Genomic DNA, 16,387 nt, shown 5'->3' with positions numbered 1-16,387 from the left:
TGCTACTGCGTCACTCGCAGTGATTGCATTTATTGTCGTGATCCTCCTGACCACTCTGAAAGCGTCTAGGACTGTGACAGCTCACCCGTTATGTTGTGTTTTTTTAACGGGAAAATCGCGTGCTTGTAAGTAATTAAATTACTGATTTTCAACGCGATGCCTAGCCTGCCGTATCCAGAAAGCGCTATTCAGCGACCTTTCAAATTAACGGCAAAGCAGTTAAAGGTCAAATTTTATTATGCAGCCTTTATGCACCATGAAGCTTGGTGTGATGTCAATTAAACACCTGATATTTTCAGGTTTTGTGTCAGTTTTTTCAGGAATAATAGCTATTCGCGTTTATGCTATTTTGTTAAATAATTATTAATTTAAGGCCAAATTCGAGCATAAATTCTAACCAACTAAAGAAATAAAGCAGGGTGCGTTTTATGTCTTCAGTTTCATAGCAAGATGCGCTGTGATTTGATGTAAAAAAATGACAACTGACAGTAAAAACCTGTGAGGCACGTAGCCATGTATTTTGAGAAATCTGTGGCAAAATAGCGGTTACATAAGCGGCGCAACGGAAAAAGATGTCGCGAATCAAGGATGGTTGTGATCACACAGGAGCCGCATGGCATTTTTCATTTTATTTACATTTCTTGTTTTAGGTGCGGTGCTTGGCTACGCGTGGCGTGCGCGACAAGAAACCGTCGCGTTAACCCATTGGCGTGTGTATATGGCTGATCTCGATACTCCCCATGCCATTGTTACTGCCGATGAGGGTGACATCTTGTATGCCAATGCTGCCTGTGTGGAGGCATTTTCATTGGTGGACAGCAAAAGCCACTTTAAAACGGCCAATGAGCACCAGCGACAAGCGGTACGTGCCTTTATTGTTGCGCAGCAGTGGCCACGTCCTTTCTCTAATGTCGAAGCTAAGGTCAAAGCACCCGGAGCGAATCGAGTACGCATTGGCGTTCGCTTGTCGGGCTTACCCATTCGTTGTCGGCGTAAAAAAGCATGGTTGGTGTCGCTAGCACCGCTGGCGCGCCACGCGCAATGGCAGCTACAGCATCAAGAACATGGTGTTTTGCTTAGCGTGATTAATTCGTTGGCTGAATTGGTTTGCTTTCAAGATGTCGATGGCAATGTGGTGGGAACCAATGCGGCCTTTGACCGCTTTTGGCGAGGCCGCGAGCAAGAGGGCATTATGTGGCATGCCGATCAGCCTTTGTCTGGCTCAAAGACGGTACGTACGTGGGCATCGCAACTAAACGGCGAAAGCTGTTTGCTCGAAACCAATATCACCGCGCTTAAAAATGATCAGCAACAGGTGGTGGGTACCTTGAGCATCAGTCATGATGTGACCGACTGGCACCAAATGCAGCAAAGTTTGCAACGTGAGGTGCATCATCGCCAATCGGCCGAACAAGCGCTTCAGCAACGGAGCAATTTATTGAGCGCGATTTTTAATGCCAGTGTGGATCCGATTGGGATCTTTGATCAGGACTATTACCACCTTGCCTGTAATCAAGCCTATGCCGATGCGCTCGGGGTCTCCATTGAAGCGCTTGAAACCTCTCCAGCGCAAGAGGTCGTCGATGCAGATATTTTTGATCAGCACCGTCAGCGCGATCAGCATGTACTGGATACTGGGGAAACCGTGACCTATGAAGATGTGATTTGGCGGCCCAGCGGCGAGCAAACTTGGTTTGAAGTGACTAAATCGCGTATTGATGATCCGGTGACTGACAGCTTTGCAGTACTGGTGATGGCACGCGATATCACCGAACGTAAGCACACCCAACAACAGCTGGCGGATGCGATCATGTCATTCCAAGAAATGAGCTTCGTGGATAGTTTGACCCAAGTGGCGAATCGGCGCAGCTTTGATGAGCAACTGCGCAAGTTGTGGCGCTCACACGCCCGTGAACAAACGCCGCTTGCCTTGATCCTCTGTGACATCGACCATTTCAAACTTTACAACGATAATTACGGCCATCAACAAGGCGACTGGGCCTTGCAACAAGTGGCGAACGCTTTTAAATCGGCGATTAATCGACCACTTGATGCGGTCGCGCGTTATGGGGGAGAAGAATTTGCTATTGTATTGCCTCACACTGAGCTTGATGGGGCCGCCTTAGTTGCCGAGCGGGCAAGAGCTGCGTTGGCCGAGCGTGAAATCGCGCATCAGTATTCGCCGGTCGCAGCGGTGATGACTGCGAGTCTCGGCGTTGCGTGTATGATCCCCTCACCCGAAGGGGATTATGGGGAGCTTATCCATCAAGCCGACTTGGCCATGTACCAGGCGAAGCGACTTGGGCGTAATCAAGTCAGCTTAATGGGACCCAGGTCTAGCGCTATAGAGAATGATGCGCCGCGCCCTGAGCCTGAACACTTCCACTCTTAACTGGCGTGTAGTAAGCCTTTATGAAACAACTCAAAGTATTAGCGCAGTATTATGTTGATTTGCTTGTCAAGCTGGGCATTGTCCGCTTCAGCATGTTACTCGCGCTAGCGCTTGTGGCACTGGCCGTGGTGGTGCAAGTGGGCATCACCTTGGTGCTGGAAGGCACGGTGCAAAATATCGACATTATCCGCTCGATTTTCTTCGGCCTGGTGATTACCCCTTGGGCGGTTTATTTTTTGTCCGTGGTGGTGGATCAGCTGGAAGAATCGCGGCAGCGCTTATCTAAGCTGGTGTCTAAATTGGAAGAGATGCGTGCGCGAGACATGCGTCTTAACCGGCAGTTGACCGAAAATATTGAGCAACTGAATTTAGAAATCGAAGAGCGTAAAAAAGCTGAGAGTGCGCGCCAAGAGGCGATCAAGGATCTAGAAAACGAGGTGTATCAGCGGGAAAAAGCTCAGCTAGAGCTAGCCGAGCAAACCGCATTGCTGCGCTCGTTTATTGATGCGTCGCCGGATCTGATTTATTACCGCAATGCCAAGGGGCAGTTCTCCGGCTGTAACCGCGCGATGGAAGAGTTGACCGGCTATAAAGAGAAGGCGCTGAAGGGGCTGACGCCGTGGGATGTCTATCGCGAGGATATCGCCGCTAAAGTGGTAGAGACCGATCAGCAAGTCTTTGATAACAATGTCTCCATTACCTACGAGCAATGGCTTGAGTATCAAGATGGACGCAAGGCCTATTTTGAACTGCGCAAAGTCCCTTTCTTTGCGCGAGACGGGCGTCATCTGGGACTGCTTGGCTTTGGCCGTGAAATCACCGAACGTAAGCGTTATCAAGATGCATTGGAGAAAGCGAGCCGAGATAAAACCGCCTTTATCTCCACCATCAGTCACGAGTTGCGCACACCGCTGAATGGGATTGTCGGATTGAGCCGCATGCTATTGGACTCGCCGCTGGATGATGATCAACGCAATTACTTACGTACCATTTACGTCAGTGCCATCACCTTGGGTAATATTTTCAATGATATTATCGATTTAGATAAATCCGATCGAAACCGACTGTCCTTGTACCCCACCAGCATCGATCTGCGTGAATTTGTTACTGAGATTGAAAACATCTCTGGCCTGATGGCGGAGCAAAAAGGGCTGCGGTTTGAACTTGAACGGGTGACAGACTTGCCGGAATTTGTCGCCGTGGATGCGACACGATTACGTCAAATTTTGTGGAATCTGGTCGGGAATGCCGTCAAATTCACCAAGCAAGGCTGTGTGATCATCACCGTTAGTGCAGATGTGGAAGATGACCACGCGCATCTTTGCTTTGAAGTCGAAGACAGCGGGGTCGGGATCCCTGCAGATGAGCAAGATAAAATTTTTGCCATGTACTATCAGGTAAAACAAGGCGAAGAAAACTTGCATGCTGTGGGAACAGGAATTGGACTCGCCGTGTCTCGCCAGTTAGCGCGCATGATGGGAGGCGACATTACCGTCGATAGCGAAGAAGGTGAAGGGAGTACCTTTACCGTCACGGTTTCCGTGCCTTTGAGTGAGCCTGCGGATGATGAGGTCCAACTGCCCACGCGCAGTGATAGCCGCTTGAGAATTTTGCTCGTCGAAGACATTGAGCTAAACATCACGGTCGCTACCAATTTATTGGAAAGTCTAGGCCATGAGGTGACCGTTGCTCGAGATGGTCAGTCGGCGCTAAACACCTTTATGCCCGGAGCGTTTGATTTATTGCTGTTAGATATTCAATTACCGGATATGACCGGCTTTGATATTGCCGCAACATTACGCGAAACACAGTCGAGCTTACCACCACTTGTCGCATTAACCGCCAATGTGATCAAAGACAAAGGAGAGTACATCGACAAAGGCATGGATGATGCAATCAGCAAGCCGATCAGTGTCGCAGCACTTAGTCAAGTGATTGAGCGTTATGCGTTGGCGGAGGGACAAGAAGCGGTGACTGACGAGAGTGCGTCGACACGGCCAGTCGCAAGTGAGCAAGCGGAAAAGCTGTTGGATATGGACATGCTCACCGGCTATGTCGAGCTGGTTGGCACCGAGCCTGTGCGAAAAAGCATTGAGATGTTTGAACAATTGATGCCGGAATACATCGCGATTCTTGACTCGAATATGACCGCACGCGACCAAGATGGCATTGTGTCGGAAGCGCATAAAATTAAAGGTGCGGCAGGCTCAGTGGGCTTAAAGCATGTGCAAAAAGTGGCTCAAAAAGCGCAGTCTCCCGAGTTACCTGCGTGGTGGGAGAATATTGCCGATTGGGTTGATGAAATTAAAGTAGGCTATCAGCACGATCTGACGGTGTTAAAAGCATGGTTAGATGAGCAATCCTCCTAAACGCAACCCACAAGCCAAACAAAAAAGGCGCCATCAGGCGCCTTATTCATATTGGGTGTGCAGCTTATTGATCTTCGAGCTCACCGCAGAAGCGATAGCCTTCACCATGAATGGTGGCAATGATCTCTGGGGTGTCGCTGTGTGATTCGAAGTGCTTACGAATACGACGAATTGTGACATCCACAGTACGGTCATGCGGCTTTAGCTCGCGACCTGTCATTTTTTTCAACAGCTCAGCACGGGTCTGGATTTTGCCTGGGTTTTCACAGAAGTGAAGTAGGGCACGAAACTCTGAACGTGGCAATTTGAACGACTCGCCTTCAGGGTTAATCAAAGAGCGACTGTTGATATCAAGAACCCAACCATTAAACACATACTGTTCAACGTTGCGTTTTTCTTCACCACCGTTCACGCTACTCATCGCACGGGTTAACAAGTTACGTGCACGAATGGTCAGTTCACGAGGGTTAAATGGCTTGGTAATGTAGTCATCGGCACCAATTTCCAGCCCTAGGATTTTGTCGACCTCGTTGTCACGGCCCGTCAAGAACATCAATGCCATGTCGCCTTGTTCGCGCAATTCACGCGCGAGCAGTAAGCCGTTTTTACCGGGCAAGTTGATGTCCATGATCACCAAGTGCACTTGATGATTGGATAGGACTTGATGCATCTCGTCGCCATCGCTGGCTTCAAAGACATTGTAACCTTCCGCTTCAAAGATACTTTTCAGCGTGTTACGTGTGACTTGTTCATCTTCTACAATCAGAATTTGCGGGGTTTGCATTGGCGATACCTAATATCTAAATAGAATCCGGTTGCGCTTCACAGTCTAGTTCCACTAGCCCATGAAAAAAATTTACAAAATTGCGAGAGGATGCCTTCCGCGAACCTCGCAATCAACATATGGCACGCCATCCATAGAGAGGTGTGTGTCGATGCTAGACAACGCACCGTGTGTTCCAGTTGAGGCGGGGCGTTATCGGCCCTCGTAAGCCTCAGAGGCAATCACTGTTACATCCATTGATTGCCGCTAATTGTATTCATTTAACAGCGCGCTAACAATATATTACGGTGAACGTTGATGATTTTTTTCATCCTTTATTGACCCCAATCAAAAGCATCTTTGTTGGTGATTAGGGTCAACTTCCCGTTTAACTTTATGAATACTAGCGCATAATTAGCAATTAAGCATAATGTTAGTAACGAACAGGTGTAAATAATGTGTGATCAGAATAACGCCAGCGATTTGTGGAAAACTTACCAGCAGATCGCATTTCGGGCACCCCAAGCACCCAGTGTCCGCTCTTTTGCCATTCTTACCGCATTTAACCCTCGTAGCCAACCTTTATCTGAGAAAGAGAATCAATTGCGTAATCGTCAGCTCGTGGATGAGATGGAGAAAGCGGGGATTCGCTATTGGGCAATGAATGGTGGGGCGCCTGATGGCAGCTGGTTTGAGCCGGGCTTTGCCGTTGCCCTGACTCAAGACGAAGCGATTGCATTGGCGAAAACATGGCAGCAAAACGCGATTTATTGGGTGGAGGACGATACATTATGGTTACTGCCTGCACTGATGACAGATTTTACGCCGCAGTCACTAGGCGTGACGTTTTCATCACTGCTGGAGTTGACAGACTCAGCAATGGACTAAGGAGAGCATCATGGACGATAGACTACCTGATTTATGCGACAACCACCCAGACGCTGTGCGTTGGTTACCCATTCAGTGGCAAGATTTTGGCGCGGTGAGCGGCTTTGAAGGACGGATACGTACTGTCCGCTGTTATCACGATAACTCCAAAGTGAAAGCGCTCCTCGCAACGCCCGGTCAAGGTCAGGTTTTAGTGGTTGATGGCGGCGGCGCGATGGATCGTGCGCTATTGGGCGATATGATCGGAAAAAGTGCGGTCGACAATGGTTGGGCAGGGGTGGTGATTGCCGCGCCAGTGAGAGATGTGGCAACTCTCGCCACCTTGCCTATTGGCATTAAAGCACTCGGCGTCTGTCCGATTAAAACCCAAAAACGGGACTGGGGAGAGGTAGATGTGGTGCTAACGCTGGAAGGCGTGTTAGTGACCCCAGGTGATTACCTGTATGCTGACAAAAACGGTGTGCTGGTTTGCGCGCAGCCCTTGAACACAGTCAGCGACGTGGATTAAGCATTCACGCCGTCGTTACACGTTGTTAAAAGCGTAACCCGACGCCGAGTTGGTAAATAGACTCAGTGTCTTTTTCAGGATCGAACTCCACATCTAGCCCGGCATTGACATCGAAAGAATCACTTAATTGGTAGCGGCTGCTGACTCCCCATTGGTTAACGCTTTTATCACGTTGGTAGCCGTGGCTCAGTTGGCTTGAAACATGTAACTTGTCGGTAAATCGGTACTCGATGCCGCTGAGTAAGCCGCGTTGCGTGGGGGCTGTCTGGGTTTCGCTTTTCATTTGCGTGCCAAGGTAAACGGAGAGATTACTCAAGGGGTAGCGATAGCCTGACTCTATGGTCCAGCTATCAAATCCGTCTCCGGCCGAGGGCATCGACTGGATAAAAAAGCGATTGGAGTCTGCTATCGTCTCGGTCTCGAACGATAGCATTTGCTCGCCAAATGCAGGGGTTGCCACTATATGCAAGGCGAGTGCGAACAATCCGAATTGTTTCACTCTAGGTTCCTTTGCGTTGTTATTTTTGTCGGTTTCGTCACCGCTGATGATCAGTGTAGACAAAAAAGTGTGCGCGGTCGCAACTTTGTCTAAAAAAACGTCATGCTATTGACGTACCTGATAGGTGCCAGCGTGTGATGGCGACGATAAAACAACAAGCAAAATTGACGCCAAGTTAAGCGTGTTTAGGCTTTGACTAACTGAAGCGCATCGCTGTAGGGGCGCACATCATGGAAGTAGCCCTCTTGAACCTGATGCTGCAGTTGCTGCCAAAATTCGGCCTCAAAAAGTTCGGGGTGCAGGCGCTCAAACTCATCACGTAGCGAAGGGTTGACCAACAAAAAGGTACGAAACTCTTCGGGAAATACATCATTTTCTCCCACGCTGTACCAAGGCTCTGCGGCTAGCTCATCTTCTGGATAACGCGGTGGCGGTATACGACGGAAATTGACCTCAGTGAGATAGGCGATTTCATCATAATCATAGAAAATCACCCGATTATGACGGCTGACGCCAAAGTTTTTAAACAGCATGTCACCGGCAAAAATATTGGCAGCTGCGAGCTCTTTGAGGGCATCACCGTACTCTTGCACCGCTTGGGTTAAGGCGTCAGGACTGGCTTGCTCGAGGTAAATATTTAGCGGGATCATCCGTCGCTCCATATATAAATGGCGGATCCGTACTTCTGTGTCAGTGACGGACACACATGAAGGCGCCACGTTTAGCAATTCGTCAATCAGTGCATCGCTGAAACGGTGACGAGGAAAGATAAAGTTCCGATACTCCTGCGTGTCGGCCATGCGTCCCACCCGATCGTGCTCTTTAACGAGGCGGTATTTCTCGCGCACTTGGGCGTGCGTCATTTGTTTTTGCGGTGCGAATTTGTCTTTGATGATCTTAAACACAAAGCCGTATGAGGGCAGGGTGAACACCGACATCACCATCCCTTTGATCCCCGGCGCGATATCAAACAAGTCATCAGAATTATCCAAATGATAGAGAAATTCGCGGTATAGCTCGGTTTTACCATGTTTTTGACAGCCGATCGCGGTGTAGAGCTCTGCTGGAGTTTTATTGGGCATTAATTGATTGAGAAAGTCGACTAAAGCCGCTGGGACGGGGGCATACACCATAAAATAAGAGCGCGCGAAACCAAATACGATACTCACATCGTCGCTATCGGTAATACATGCATCAATATACAGCTCGCCGTCATCTGAGATAAGCAAGGGCAGCACGAGGGGGCGACGTTGGTTCGCCATATCCAGACGGCCAATTAAGTACGCTCCTTTGTTGCGAAAGAACGGCTGACGCACCATTTCAATGGTGAAGCTCATGGTTAACTGCGGGCCAAAGCGTTGCTGAAGGATTTGCGTAATGCGCTTAAGATCGCCACTTTTATCTCGCCAAGGCAGGGTAAAGGGGGTGCTGTCTAGCATGCGCTCTAGCGTGGCATAAATCCCAGCTTGCGATTGAAAGCGTCGCAACAAGGGCGTTGGATACTTGGGAATGCGTCCGCCTTGCGAACTTTGTACAAACAGTTTGTCACGACGAATATTTCGGTGTTCGAAAATACGGCAATACACCGAATTGAAAAAACTCTCAGCGATATCGTAGCGCGGGTAATCATCAAGGAGTTTGATGTAGGCTGCTTTCACTGCCATCAAAAAGGAGCGTGTGGCGTGTTCTTTGCCCAGCATAGCGCGCAGTTGCTGACTCACTAAGCCGACATGGTGATCGTAAAATTGAATACGCGTTTTCAGTGCTTGCTGCACGCTTTTCCAATCTTGCTGCTCAAAGCGCTCTTGAGCGCCTGACGTCACATCTAAGAAGCGACCATACATGGCATCCGAGCCTTGTAATATCGTATTTGCGACTAATTGCGCCATGGCGTCCTGTGTCATTCGCGTTCCCTGCTTCCATGCCGTTTTTGTTCTCTTCAACCTCTCAGAGTTTTGGCGAAAAAGCAATCAGTGTCACTTTTTTGTTGACCTCGGCGGCATGATTCGATACACCTAAATAGAACTCAACAAAACAAACGATAAACGCAACACACATGCAACTGACGATCAGCACCCTTACCACCACAACAACCACCATTATTACTGGCACAATGTGTGTTGGTGCGGGCTGATACGCACAGAATTTCCAAAAAAAGCCCGTACCCTCACCGGTACGGGCTTTTTTTTATCTTAAGAGAGAGGTCCCAAACGGATGCGAGTTTTAAAATTTGGTGGCACATCGCTTGCTGATGCAGAGCGATTCAGTCGTGCCGCTGACATCATTGTTAGCAATCAGGGTCAGAGTGACGTCTCTGCTGTTTTGTCCGCCCCAGCGTGTGTTACCAATATTCTGGTGTCCGTGGTGGATAATACGGTTAAACATGGAGAGGCTGAGCTGCCACTCAAAGAGCTAGAAACCATTTTCACCGCGCTGTTCCAAGGCCTTGCCGAACGCCAGCCCAATCTCGATACCCAACCTTTGTTCGATAAACTTTCTCGCAGTCTCGGACAACTACGCCAATACGTACACGGTATGAACCTGCTAGGGCTTTGTCCGGACAGCACCTATGCGCGCGTGGTGAGCAAGGGGGAACGTTTGTCCGTAGCGGCCATGCAAGCACTGTTAGTGGCGCGTGGCTATCAAGTCTTTGAGATTGATCCGGTCAGTTATTTTGCCGCTTCTGGCAGTTACCTGAGTGCTGAAGTCGACATTGAAACCTCCTCGCAACGCTTTAAACAGTCTCCCATTCCCGCTAATCATGTTGGCTTGATGCCAGGCTTTATGGCCGGCAATGAGCAAGGGGAGCTGGTGACCTTAGGACGCAATGGTTCCGATTATTCCGCTGCGGTGTTGGCCGCTTGTGTCCGTGCAGAGTGCTGCGAAATCTGGACGGATGTCGATGGTGTCTATAACTGCGATCCCCGCTTGGTGCCAGACGCGCGTTTGCTGAAGTCGCTGAGTTATCAAGAAGCGATGGAGCTATCGTACTTTGGTGCCAAAGTGCTCCACCCTAAAACCATCGCCCCTATTGCTCGCTTCCATATCCCTTGTTTGATTAAAAATACGGCCAATCCTCAAGGCGCAGGTACCTTGATTGGCGATGATACTGGTGAAGATAAGCTTGCCATTAAAGGGATCACCACGCTTAGCGATCTGAGTATGGTCAATATCTCTGGTCCTGGGATGAAGGGAATGGTTGGTATGGCTTCACGTGTGTTTGGCGCCATGTCATCCGCGGGTGTTTCCATCGTGCTGATCACCCAATCGTCGTCGGAGTACAGCATTAGCTTCTGTATTCAAGCGCAGGATAAAGTGAAAGCTGAGAAGGCGTTACGGACCCACTTTGAACTTGAGCTTAAAGATGGTTTGCTTGAGCCTGTCGAGTTTATCGATCACCTATCGATTGTCTCCTTAGTGGGGGATGGTATGCGCACTTCTAAAGGAATTGCGGCGCGCTTTTTCACCTCGCTAGCGGAAGTGAATGTCAATATCGTCGCCATTGCTCAAGGTTCATCAGAGCGTGCTATCTCGGCGGTTGTCCCCTCAGAGCGTGTCTCGGAAGCGGTGAAAGCCTGCCATGAAAACTTGTTTAACAGCCAACATCACCTCGATGTGTTTATCGTCGGTGTGGGCGGTGTCGGTGGCGAGCTGATTGAGCAAATTCGTCGTCAACAAGCGAAGCTGCAGCAGCAAGGCATTGTGATGCGTGTCTGTGGACTGGCAAATAGTAAAGGCATGTGGCTGAACAGCCAAGGCATTAACCTAGATAGCTGGCGTGATGAGCTGCCTAATCACCTTTCACCGTTTAGCCTTGCCGGTATGATTCAGTTGGTGCAGCGTAATCATATCATCAACCCAGTGTTGATTGACTGCACAGCAGAGCAACAAGTCGCGGATCAGTATGCGGACTTCTTACGTGCGGGCTTCCATGTGATCACGCCTAACAAAAAAGCCAATACCAGTAGCATGGCTTACTACCAACAGCTGCGTCAGGCGGCGCGCGCGACACATCGTAAGTTTATGTATGAAACCACGGTGGGGGCTGGCCTGCCCGTCATTGAAAACCTGCAAAACCTGATTGCTGCGGGGGACGAGCTATCACGATTTTCTGGGATCTTGTCGGGGTCGCTATCACATATTTTTGGCAAGTTAGATGAAGGCGTAAGCTTTAGTGATGCCACCAAGGTTGCGCGTGACAGTGGCTTCACCGAGCCCGATCCACGTGATGATCTATCTGGCATGGATGTGGCGCGTAAATTGTTAATTTTGGCACGAGAAGCTGGCATGCATTTAGAGCTGGAAGATGTCGAAGTTGAGCCCGCGTTGTCGCCAGGCTTTGATCAATCGGGTGATGTGGAGTCCTTTATGGCACGCTTGCCGGAGGCGGATGCTTACTTTAAGCAATGGTCAGAGCAAGCGGCTCAAGAGGGCAAGGTGCTGCGCTATATCGGCGGTATTGAAGACGGTCAATGCTTCGTGAAAATTCAAGCCGTAGACAGTGACGATCCGATGCACAAAATTAAAGACGGCGAAAATGCACTCGCCTTTTACAGCCGCTATTATCAGCCGATTCCATTGGTCTTGCGCGGATATGGAGCAGGCACCGCCGTGACGGCGGCAGGGGTGTTCGCTGATTTGATGCGCACCTTGGGTTGGAAGCTAGGAGTGTAGTGATGACAGTACGCGTTTACGCACCCGCTTCAATTGGTAATGTGAGTGTGGGTTTTGATGTGTTAGGTGCAGCGGTCAGCCCTATCGATGGCAGTTTGCTGGGGGATGTGGTTGAAGTGAAGGCGGACAGCGACCGCCCCTTTTCGCTGCGCTGTGAAGGGCGATTTACCGACAAGCTTCCTGCTGATGAAAAGGACAATATTGTCTATCAGGCCTACCAAGCGTATGCACATGCGCTGCAGGGTCAAGGGATCGCGGTAAAGCCGGTGGCGATGTTGCTGGAAAAGAATATGCCCATCGGCTCCGGATTGGGATCCAGTGCGTGTTCGATTGTTGCAGCACTTGATGCGTTAAACCGCTTTCACGGTAACCCACTGGATGAAACCACCATGCTAGCGCTAATGGGGAAGATGGAAGCAAGTATTTCGGGCAGCTTACACTATGACAACGTGGCGCCTTGCTACTTAGGTGGCTTGCAACTGATGCTGGAAAGCCAAGGTGTGATCAGCCAAGCCGTACCACATTTTGACAACTGGTATTGGGTGATGGCTTACCCCGGGATTAAAGTCTCGACTGCAGAAGCACGCACTATCTTGCCCGCACAGTATCGCCGTCAAGATGTCATTGCCCACGGGCGATATTTAGGCGGCTTTATTCACGCGTGTCACACTCAACAACCTGCTCTGGCTGCGAGCTTGATTTGTGATGTGATTGCAGAGCCCTATCGGCAAAAACTGTTGCCGGGCTTTGTTGAAGCGCGAGCGTATGCGGACAGCTGTGGCGCACTTGCGACAGGGATTTCAGGCTCTGGGCCGACCTTGTTTAGCATCTGTGATGATTTACAGGTTGCCGAGCGACTCGCACAATGGCTGCGCGAGCACTACGTACAAAATAATGATGGCTTTGTTCATGTATGTCGCATTGATGGACAGGGCGCAAAAGAAATAGGAAGTCAGGCATGAAGCTTTACAACATCAAAGATCACAGTGAAACCGTGTCGTTCGCGCAAGCGGTCAAACAAGGATTGGGGCGTGGACAAGGGCTATTTTTCCCCGAGCACATACCGCAATTTGAGGATATCGATGCCTTGCTGTCGATGCCACTGGTAGAGCGTAGCACTGAGATCCTCTCGGCCTTGATTGGCGACGAACTGCCAAAAAGCCAAATCCATGAGCTGGTGGCGCAGGCGTTTACCTTTCAGGCACCACTCAAATCTGTTACTGAGCGCATTCATGCGTTAGAACTTTTCCATGGGCCAACGCTCGCCTTCAAAGATTTTGGTGGTCGTTTTATGGCGCAATCTCTCGCGGCAGTGTCAGACGGCAACAAGATCACGATTCTCACCGCCACATCAGGCGATACCGGTGCCGCCGTTGCTCATGCGTTTTATGGCATTGAAAACATCAACGTGGTGATTTTGTATCCGAAAGGCAAAATTAGCCCACTGCAAGAAAAGCTGTTTTGTACCCTCGGCGGCAATATTCACACCGTGGCAGTGAACGGCACATTTGACGACTGCCAGACGATGGTGAAGCAAGCCTTTGATGATCAAGAGCTGCGTCAAACCATTGGCTTAAACTCGGCAAACTCAATCAATATCAGCCGGCTGATGGCGCAAATTTGCTACTATTTTGAAGCGCTTGCGCAGATCCCTCAGCACAAGCGAGACCAAGTGGTTGTCGCGGTACCCAGTGGTAATTTTGGCAACCTGACTGCGGGCTTGCTGGCCAAGGCGATGGGGCTGCCGATTAAACGCTTTATCGCTGCCACCAATGCCAATGATACGGTGCCACGCTATTTAGCCTCCGGGCAGTGGCAGCCGCAAACCACAGTCGCAACTTTATCGAATGCGATGGATGTCAGTCAGCCGAACAACTGGCCGCGTATCGAAGAGCTTTTCCGCCGTGAAGGGTGGGCGCTGAGCGAATTGGCATCAGGACGTGCAGACGATGCGCAAACCGCAGAGAGTTTGACGCAGCTTGCTGAGCAAGACTATTTATGCGAACCGCATGGAGCCATTGCCTATCGCTTGTTAGCGCAACAGCTTAGCGAGGAAGAAGAGGGGATTTTCTTGTGTACCGCGCATCCGGCCAAGTTTAAAGAGTCGGTCGATGCGATTTTACACAAGGATATTCCGCTGCCAGGGCCATTGGCAAAACATGCGCAGATGGATTTATTGTCGAGTGAGCAAGAGGCCGATTTCTCGGTCTTAAGAGCGTACCTGCTTAATTTGAGCGCTTAACCAAAAACAGCCCGCCAAAGCGGGCTGTTTCTTTATAACCTGTGTGTTTACAGTGAGCTTGTAAACGTACGGGTGATCACGTCACGCTGTTGTTCAGGGGTCAGTGAATTAAAGCGAACCGCATAGCCCGAGACACGGATGGTCAGTTGCGGGTATTTTTCTGGGTGCTTGGCTGCATCCTCCAAGGTTTCACGCTTCAGCACGTTAACGTTCAGGTGTTGACCCCCTTCATTAACCGCTTGGGTTTCGATATTGACTTCACGGTAGTCAAACTCACCCAAAGAAGACAGCGCGACTTCTTGATCCGCCTCAAAGCCTTGTTTTGCACAGACACAGCGTGCTTGGTCGGTTTCTTTATCAATCAACCAAATAGAATTGATGAGGTCATCATTGGCCGCTGAGGTTACTTGAATGCCGGTGATCATGGCCTATCCCCTTTTTCTGATAGTGACTTTAGTGATGTAAGATTTCATCACTTTCGACGTTCATATATACCTTTTTGTCTGTAGGGTTATTTTGATTTAGGTCAATATTCAATCGCCTTTATCGTGAAGATAGTTATTTGATATCAATATTATTGTGAACAAAATCAATTTGATGATAAGAGCACAACGCGCAGCGACAAGCATTCGTATTTATAGTGCTAATTTGTTGTAAATTTACTACAAAAGTAAGGGCGAGATTGATCGATGGGTAGGCAGTTTTGCACCATATTGGTACATGTCTGGCGGAGTATTCTTTCCTGATTTTTTTAACTGTTTGAAATATGTGATTATTTAAACTTGGCATTGATTTTTCATGATGTTCTAGGCACACGCACAGATAAGGAGCGACCCATGACTAGAACATTATCGCCACGTTCACACGCGAGCTTACCGACCCCGAATCGAGCGGTACAAGGGCGCTGCCAGCGTCATTACCATGCTCATACAGAAAGAACAAAAGATCGCGCCACACACTGATTTCATCTGTTTGTCTCGTTAAAATGGCGCCAGTGTGATGATAAGGAGCAACCATGACTCAGGCGCAAACGTGGCAGCAGGTGCTAGCCAACGAGAAGGAGCAAGCGTATTTTCGCGGTACGCTAGCCTATGTGGAAAAGGTCCGGGCCAGTGGCGTCACGGTTTTTCCTCCCAAAGAGGATGTATTCAACGCCTTTCGTTTTACTGAACTTGGTGATGTGAAAGTCGTGATTTTAGGCCAAGACCCTTACCATGGGCCCAATCAGGCCCATGGGCTCTGCTTTTCCGTATTACCCGGGGTAAAAACGCCACCTTCGTTGGTCAATATTTATAAAGAGCTAGCGACGGATATCGAGGGATTTCAGATCCCTTCACATGGCTACTTGAAAAGCTGGGCAGAGCAGGGCGTGTTATTGTTAAACACGGTACTGACTGTGGAACAAGGAAAGGCGCACTCTCATGCCAAGCTGGGGTGGGAGACCTTTACTGACCGAGTGATTGAGGCTGTTAATCAGCATGGTGACGGTGTGGTGTTCTTGCTTTGGGGCGCGCATGCTCAGAAAAAAGGTAAAGCGATTGATCGTACGCGCCATCATGTTTTAACTGCGCCACATCCCTCTCCACTGTCAGCACATCGAGGCTTCTTGGGCTGCCGCCATTTCTCACAAACTAACGCATTATTGCGCGAGCAAGGTAAAGCGCCCATTGATTGGCAACCCACACTGGATGATGCATAGAAAGCCAAGTGATTGAGGGGCAAAGCCGTCTTGGTCAGATAAAACCTGACCAATAAAAAAGGTGCTCAGTGAGCACCTTTTTCGCATCCTTTTATCGGTGAGTTAATCAAGGTCCAGTTGAGAGAAATCGCCATACATATCGATTTCTTCCAATTCTTTTCTCAGTCGCTGTTTGTCCTTCAGCGCTTCAATTTCTCTCCATTTACGTTTGACTGGTTTTGCGCGTCCGCTGCGTTGTGGCTTGTCTTGCTCGAACATGTCGTTAAAGGCAAAGTTATCCATAGTCACCCCTTGTTCACCTTGCGGTTAGGTTTTAAATACCACAGCTCGCCCTACCGTAAAATTGAAGTATT

At 49.4% G+C, this 16,387-nt stretch carries 14 protein-coding genes and 1 other annotated feature; of the genes, 9 read left to right on the top strand and 5 right to left on the bottom strand.

Annotated elements, in window-relative coordinates; translation table 11 throughout:
- Window positions 1-613 precede the first annotated feature (613 nt).
- Together BZJ17_RS01380 and arcB are read left to right on the top strand one after the other, a co-directional pair.
- A complete protein-coding gene (locus BZJ17_RS01380; RefSeq protein WP_077639539.1) occupies window positions 614-2,392 on the top strand; it encodes a diguanylate cyclase in 1,779 nt (592 codons plus the stop codon).
- Between the two features lie 20 nt (window positions 2,393-2,412).
- Window positions 2,413-4,761, top strand: a complete 2,349-nt coding sequence (gene arcB, locus BZJ17_RS01375; RefSeq protein ID WP_069589786.1) for an aerobic respiration two-component sensor histidine kinase ArcB — start codon at window positions 2,413-2,415, stop codon at window positions 4,759-4,761.
- Between the two features lie 64 nt (window positions 4,762-4,825).
- Here arcB and arcA read toward each other — a convergent pair whose 3' ends face one another.
- Entirely contained in the window at window positions 4,826-5,545 is a 720-nt protein-coding gene (arcA, locus tag BZJ17_RS01370) for a two-component system response regulator ArcA (protein WP_069589785.1), read from the bottom strand.
- A gap of 435 nt (window positions 5,546-5,980) precedes the next feature.
- On the opposite strand from arcA, the gene BZJ17_RS01365 reads away from it, so the two are divergent.
- Window positions 5,981-6,412 carry a DUF3293 domain-containing protein gene (locus BZJ17_RS01365; RefSeq protein WP_077639538.1) on the top strand — a complete coding sequence of 144 codons (432 nt, stop codon included), beginning with the start codon at window positions 5,981-5,983 and terminating at the stop codon, window positions 6,410-6,412.
- Between the two features lie 10 nt (window positions 6,413-6,422).
- On the top strand, window positions 6,423-6,920 hold the full coding sequence (locus BZJ17_RS01360; protein WP_069589782.1) for a putative 4-hydroxy-4-methyl-2-oxoglutarate aldolase: 498 nt from the start codon (window positions 6,423-6,425) through the stop codon (window positions 6,918-6,920).
- Window positions 6,921-6,945: 25 nt separating this feature from the next.
- Here BZJ17_RS01360 and BZJ17_RS01355 read toward each other — a convergent pair whose 3' ends face one another.
- Both BZJ17_RS01355 and aceK read right to left on the bottom strand, forming a co-directional pair.
- A complete protein-coding gene (locus BZJ17_RS01355; protein WP_077639537.1) occupies window positions 6,946-7,419 on the bottom strand; it encodes a hypothetical protein in 474 nt (157 codons plus the stop codon).
- A gap of 185 nt (window positions 7,420-7,604) precedes the next feature.
- Window positions 7,605-9,323 carry a bifunctional isocitrate dehydrogenase kinase/phosphatase gene (gene aceK / locus BZJ17_RS01350; RefSeq protein WP_069589779.1) on the bottom strand — a complete coding sequence of 573 codons (1,719 nt, stop codon included), beginning with the start codon at window positions 9,321-9,323 and terminating at the stop codon, window positions 7,605-7,607.
- 168 nt (window positions 9,324-9,491) lie between these two features.
- Window positions 9,492-9,609, top strand: a sequence feature (Thr leader region).
- 24 nt (window positions 9,610-9,633) lie between these two features.
- On the opposite strand from aceK, the gene thrA reads away from it, so the two are divergent.
- From thrA to thrC, 3 genes are read left to right on the top strand one after another with little or no spacing between them, the layout of a single operon-like run.
- On the top strand, window positions 9,634-12,093 hold the full coding sequence (gene thrA / locus BZJ17_RS01345; protein ID WP_077639536.1) for a bifunctional aspartate kinase/homoserine dehydrogenase I: 2,460 nt from the start codon (window positions 9,634-9,636) through the stop codon (window positions 12,091-12,093).
- A gap of 2 nt (window positions 12,094-12,095) precedes the next feature.
- Window positions 12,096-13,055 (top strand): homoserine kinase, encoded by a 960-nt coding sequence (gene thrB / locus BZJ17_RS01340; protein ID WP_077639535.1) that lies wholly within the window; start codon window positions 12,096-12,098, stop codon window positions 13,053-13,055.
- Window positions 13,052-14,335 carry a threonine synthase gene (gene thrC, locus BZJ17_RS01335; RefSeq protein ID WP_077639534.1) on the top strand — a complete coding sequence of 428 codons (1,284 nt, stop codon included), beginning with the start codon at window positions 13,052-13,054 and terminating at the stop codon, window positions 14,333-14,335. The genes thrB and thrC overlap by 4 nt, the downstream gene beginning before the upstream one ends.
- Before the next feature lie 47 nt (window positions 14,336-14,382).
- Here thrC and grcA read toward each other — a convergent pair whose 3' ends face one another.
- Window positions 14,383-14,760: an autonomous glycyl radical cofactor GrcA gene (gene grcA, locus BZJ17_RS01330; protein ID WP_069589774.1), complete on the bottom strand. Its 378-nt coding sequence runs from the start codon at window positions 14,758-14,760 to the stop codon at window positions 14,383-14,385.
- A 411-nt stretch (window positions 14,761-15,171) separates the two neighbouring features.
- Here grcA and BZJ17_RS17560 point away from each other — a divergent pair, with 411 nt between their 5' ends.
- Window positions 15,172-15,297, top strand: a complete 126-nt coding sequence (locus BZJ17_RS17560) for a hypothetical protein (RefSeq protein WP_268794307.1) — start codon at window positions 15,172-15,174, stop codon at window positions 15,295-15,297.
- Between the two features lie 53 nt (window positions 15,298-15,350).
- Window positions 15,351-16,034, top strand: coding sequence for a uracil-DNA glycosylase (gene ung / locus BZJ17_RS01325; protein WP_077639533.1), 684 nt, complete (start codon window positions 15,351-15,353; stop codon window positions 16,032-16,034).
- A gap of 102 nt (window positions 16,035-16,136) precedes the next feature.
- On the opposite strand, the gene BZJ17_RS01320 is transcribed toward ung, so the two are convergent.
- Window positions 16,137-16,316: a DUF3545 family protein gene (locus BZJ17_RS01320; RefSeq protein ID WP_069589769.1), complete on the bottom strand. Its 180-nt coding sequence runs from the start codon at window positions 16,314-16,316 to the stop codon at window positions 16,137-16,139.
- Window positions 16,317-16,387: the final 71 nt, after the last annotated feature.

Origin of the sequence: Salinivibrio sp. IB574 (genome assembly GCF_001996205.1) — a bacterium.
In the GTDB taxonomy this organism is placed as follows: Bacteria; Pseudomonadota; Gammaproteobacteria; order Enterobacterales; family Vibrionaceae; genus Salinivibrio; species Salinivibrio proteolyticus.
This window is presented reverse-complemented; position numbering and strand designations above follow the sequence as displayed.

Bases quoted from the DNA above. Each gene is read 5' to 3' on its own strand.
- BZJ17_RS01380 (WP_077639539.1), top strand. From the start codon at position 614: ATGGCATTTTTCATTTTATTTACATTTCTTGTTTTAGGTGCGGTGCTT.
- arcB (WP_069589786.1), top strand. From the start codon at position 2,413: ATGAAACAACTCAAAGTATTAGCGCAGTATTATGTTGATTTGCTTGTC.
- arcA (WP_069589785.1), bottom strand. From the start codon at position 5,545: ATGCAAACCCCGCAAATTCTGATTGTAGAAGATGAACAAGTCACACGT.
- BZJ17_RS01365 (WP_077639538.1), top strand. From the start codon at position 5,981: ATGTGTGATCAGAATAACGCCAGCGATTTGTGGAAAACTTACCAGCAG.
- BZJ17_RS01360 (WP_069589782.1), top strand. From the start codon at position 6,423: ATGGACGATAGACTACCTGATTTATGCGACAACCACCCAGACGCTGTG.
- aceK (WP_069589779.1), bottom strand. From the start codon at position 9,323: ATGACACAGGACGCCATGGCGCAATTAGTCGCAAATACGATATTACAA.
- thrA (WP_077639536.1), top strand. From the start codon at position 9,634: ATGCGAGTTTTAAAATTTGGTGGCACATCGCTTGCTGATGCAGAGCGA.
- thrB (WP_077639535.1), top strand. From the start codon at position 12,096: ATGACAGTACGCGTTTACGCACCCGCTTCAATTGGTAATGTGAGTGTG.
- thrC (WP_077639534.1), top strand. From the start codon at position 13,052: ATGAAGCTTTACAACATCAAAGATCACAGTGAAACCGTGTCGTTCGCG.
- grcA (WP_069589774.1), bottom strand. From the start codon at position 14,760: ATGATCACCGGCATTCAAGTAACCTCAGCGGCCAATGATGACCTCATC.
- BZJ17_RS17560 (WP_268794307.1), top strand. From the start codon at position 15,172: ATGACTAGAACATTATCGCCACGTTCACACGCGAGCTTACCGACCCCG.
- ung (WP_077639533.1), top strand. From the start codon at position 15,351: ATGACTCAGGCGCAAACGTGGCAGCAGGTGCTAGCCAACGAGAAGGAG.
- BZJ17_RS01320 (WP_069589769.1), bottom strand. From the start codon at position 16,316: ATGGATAACTTTGCCTTTAACGACATGTTCGAGCAAGACAAGCCACAA.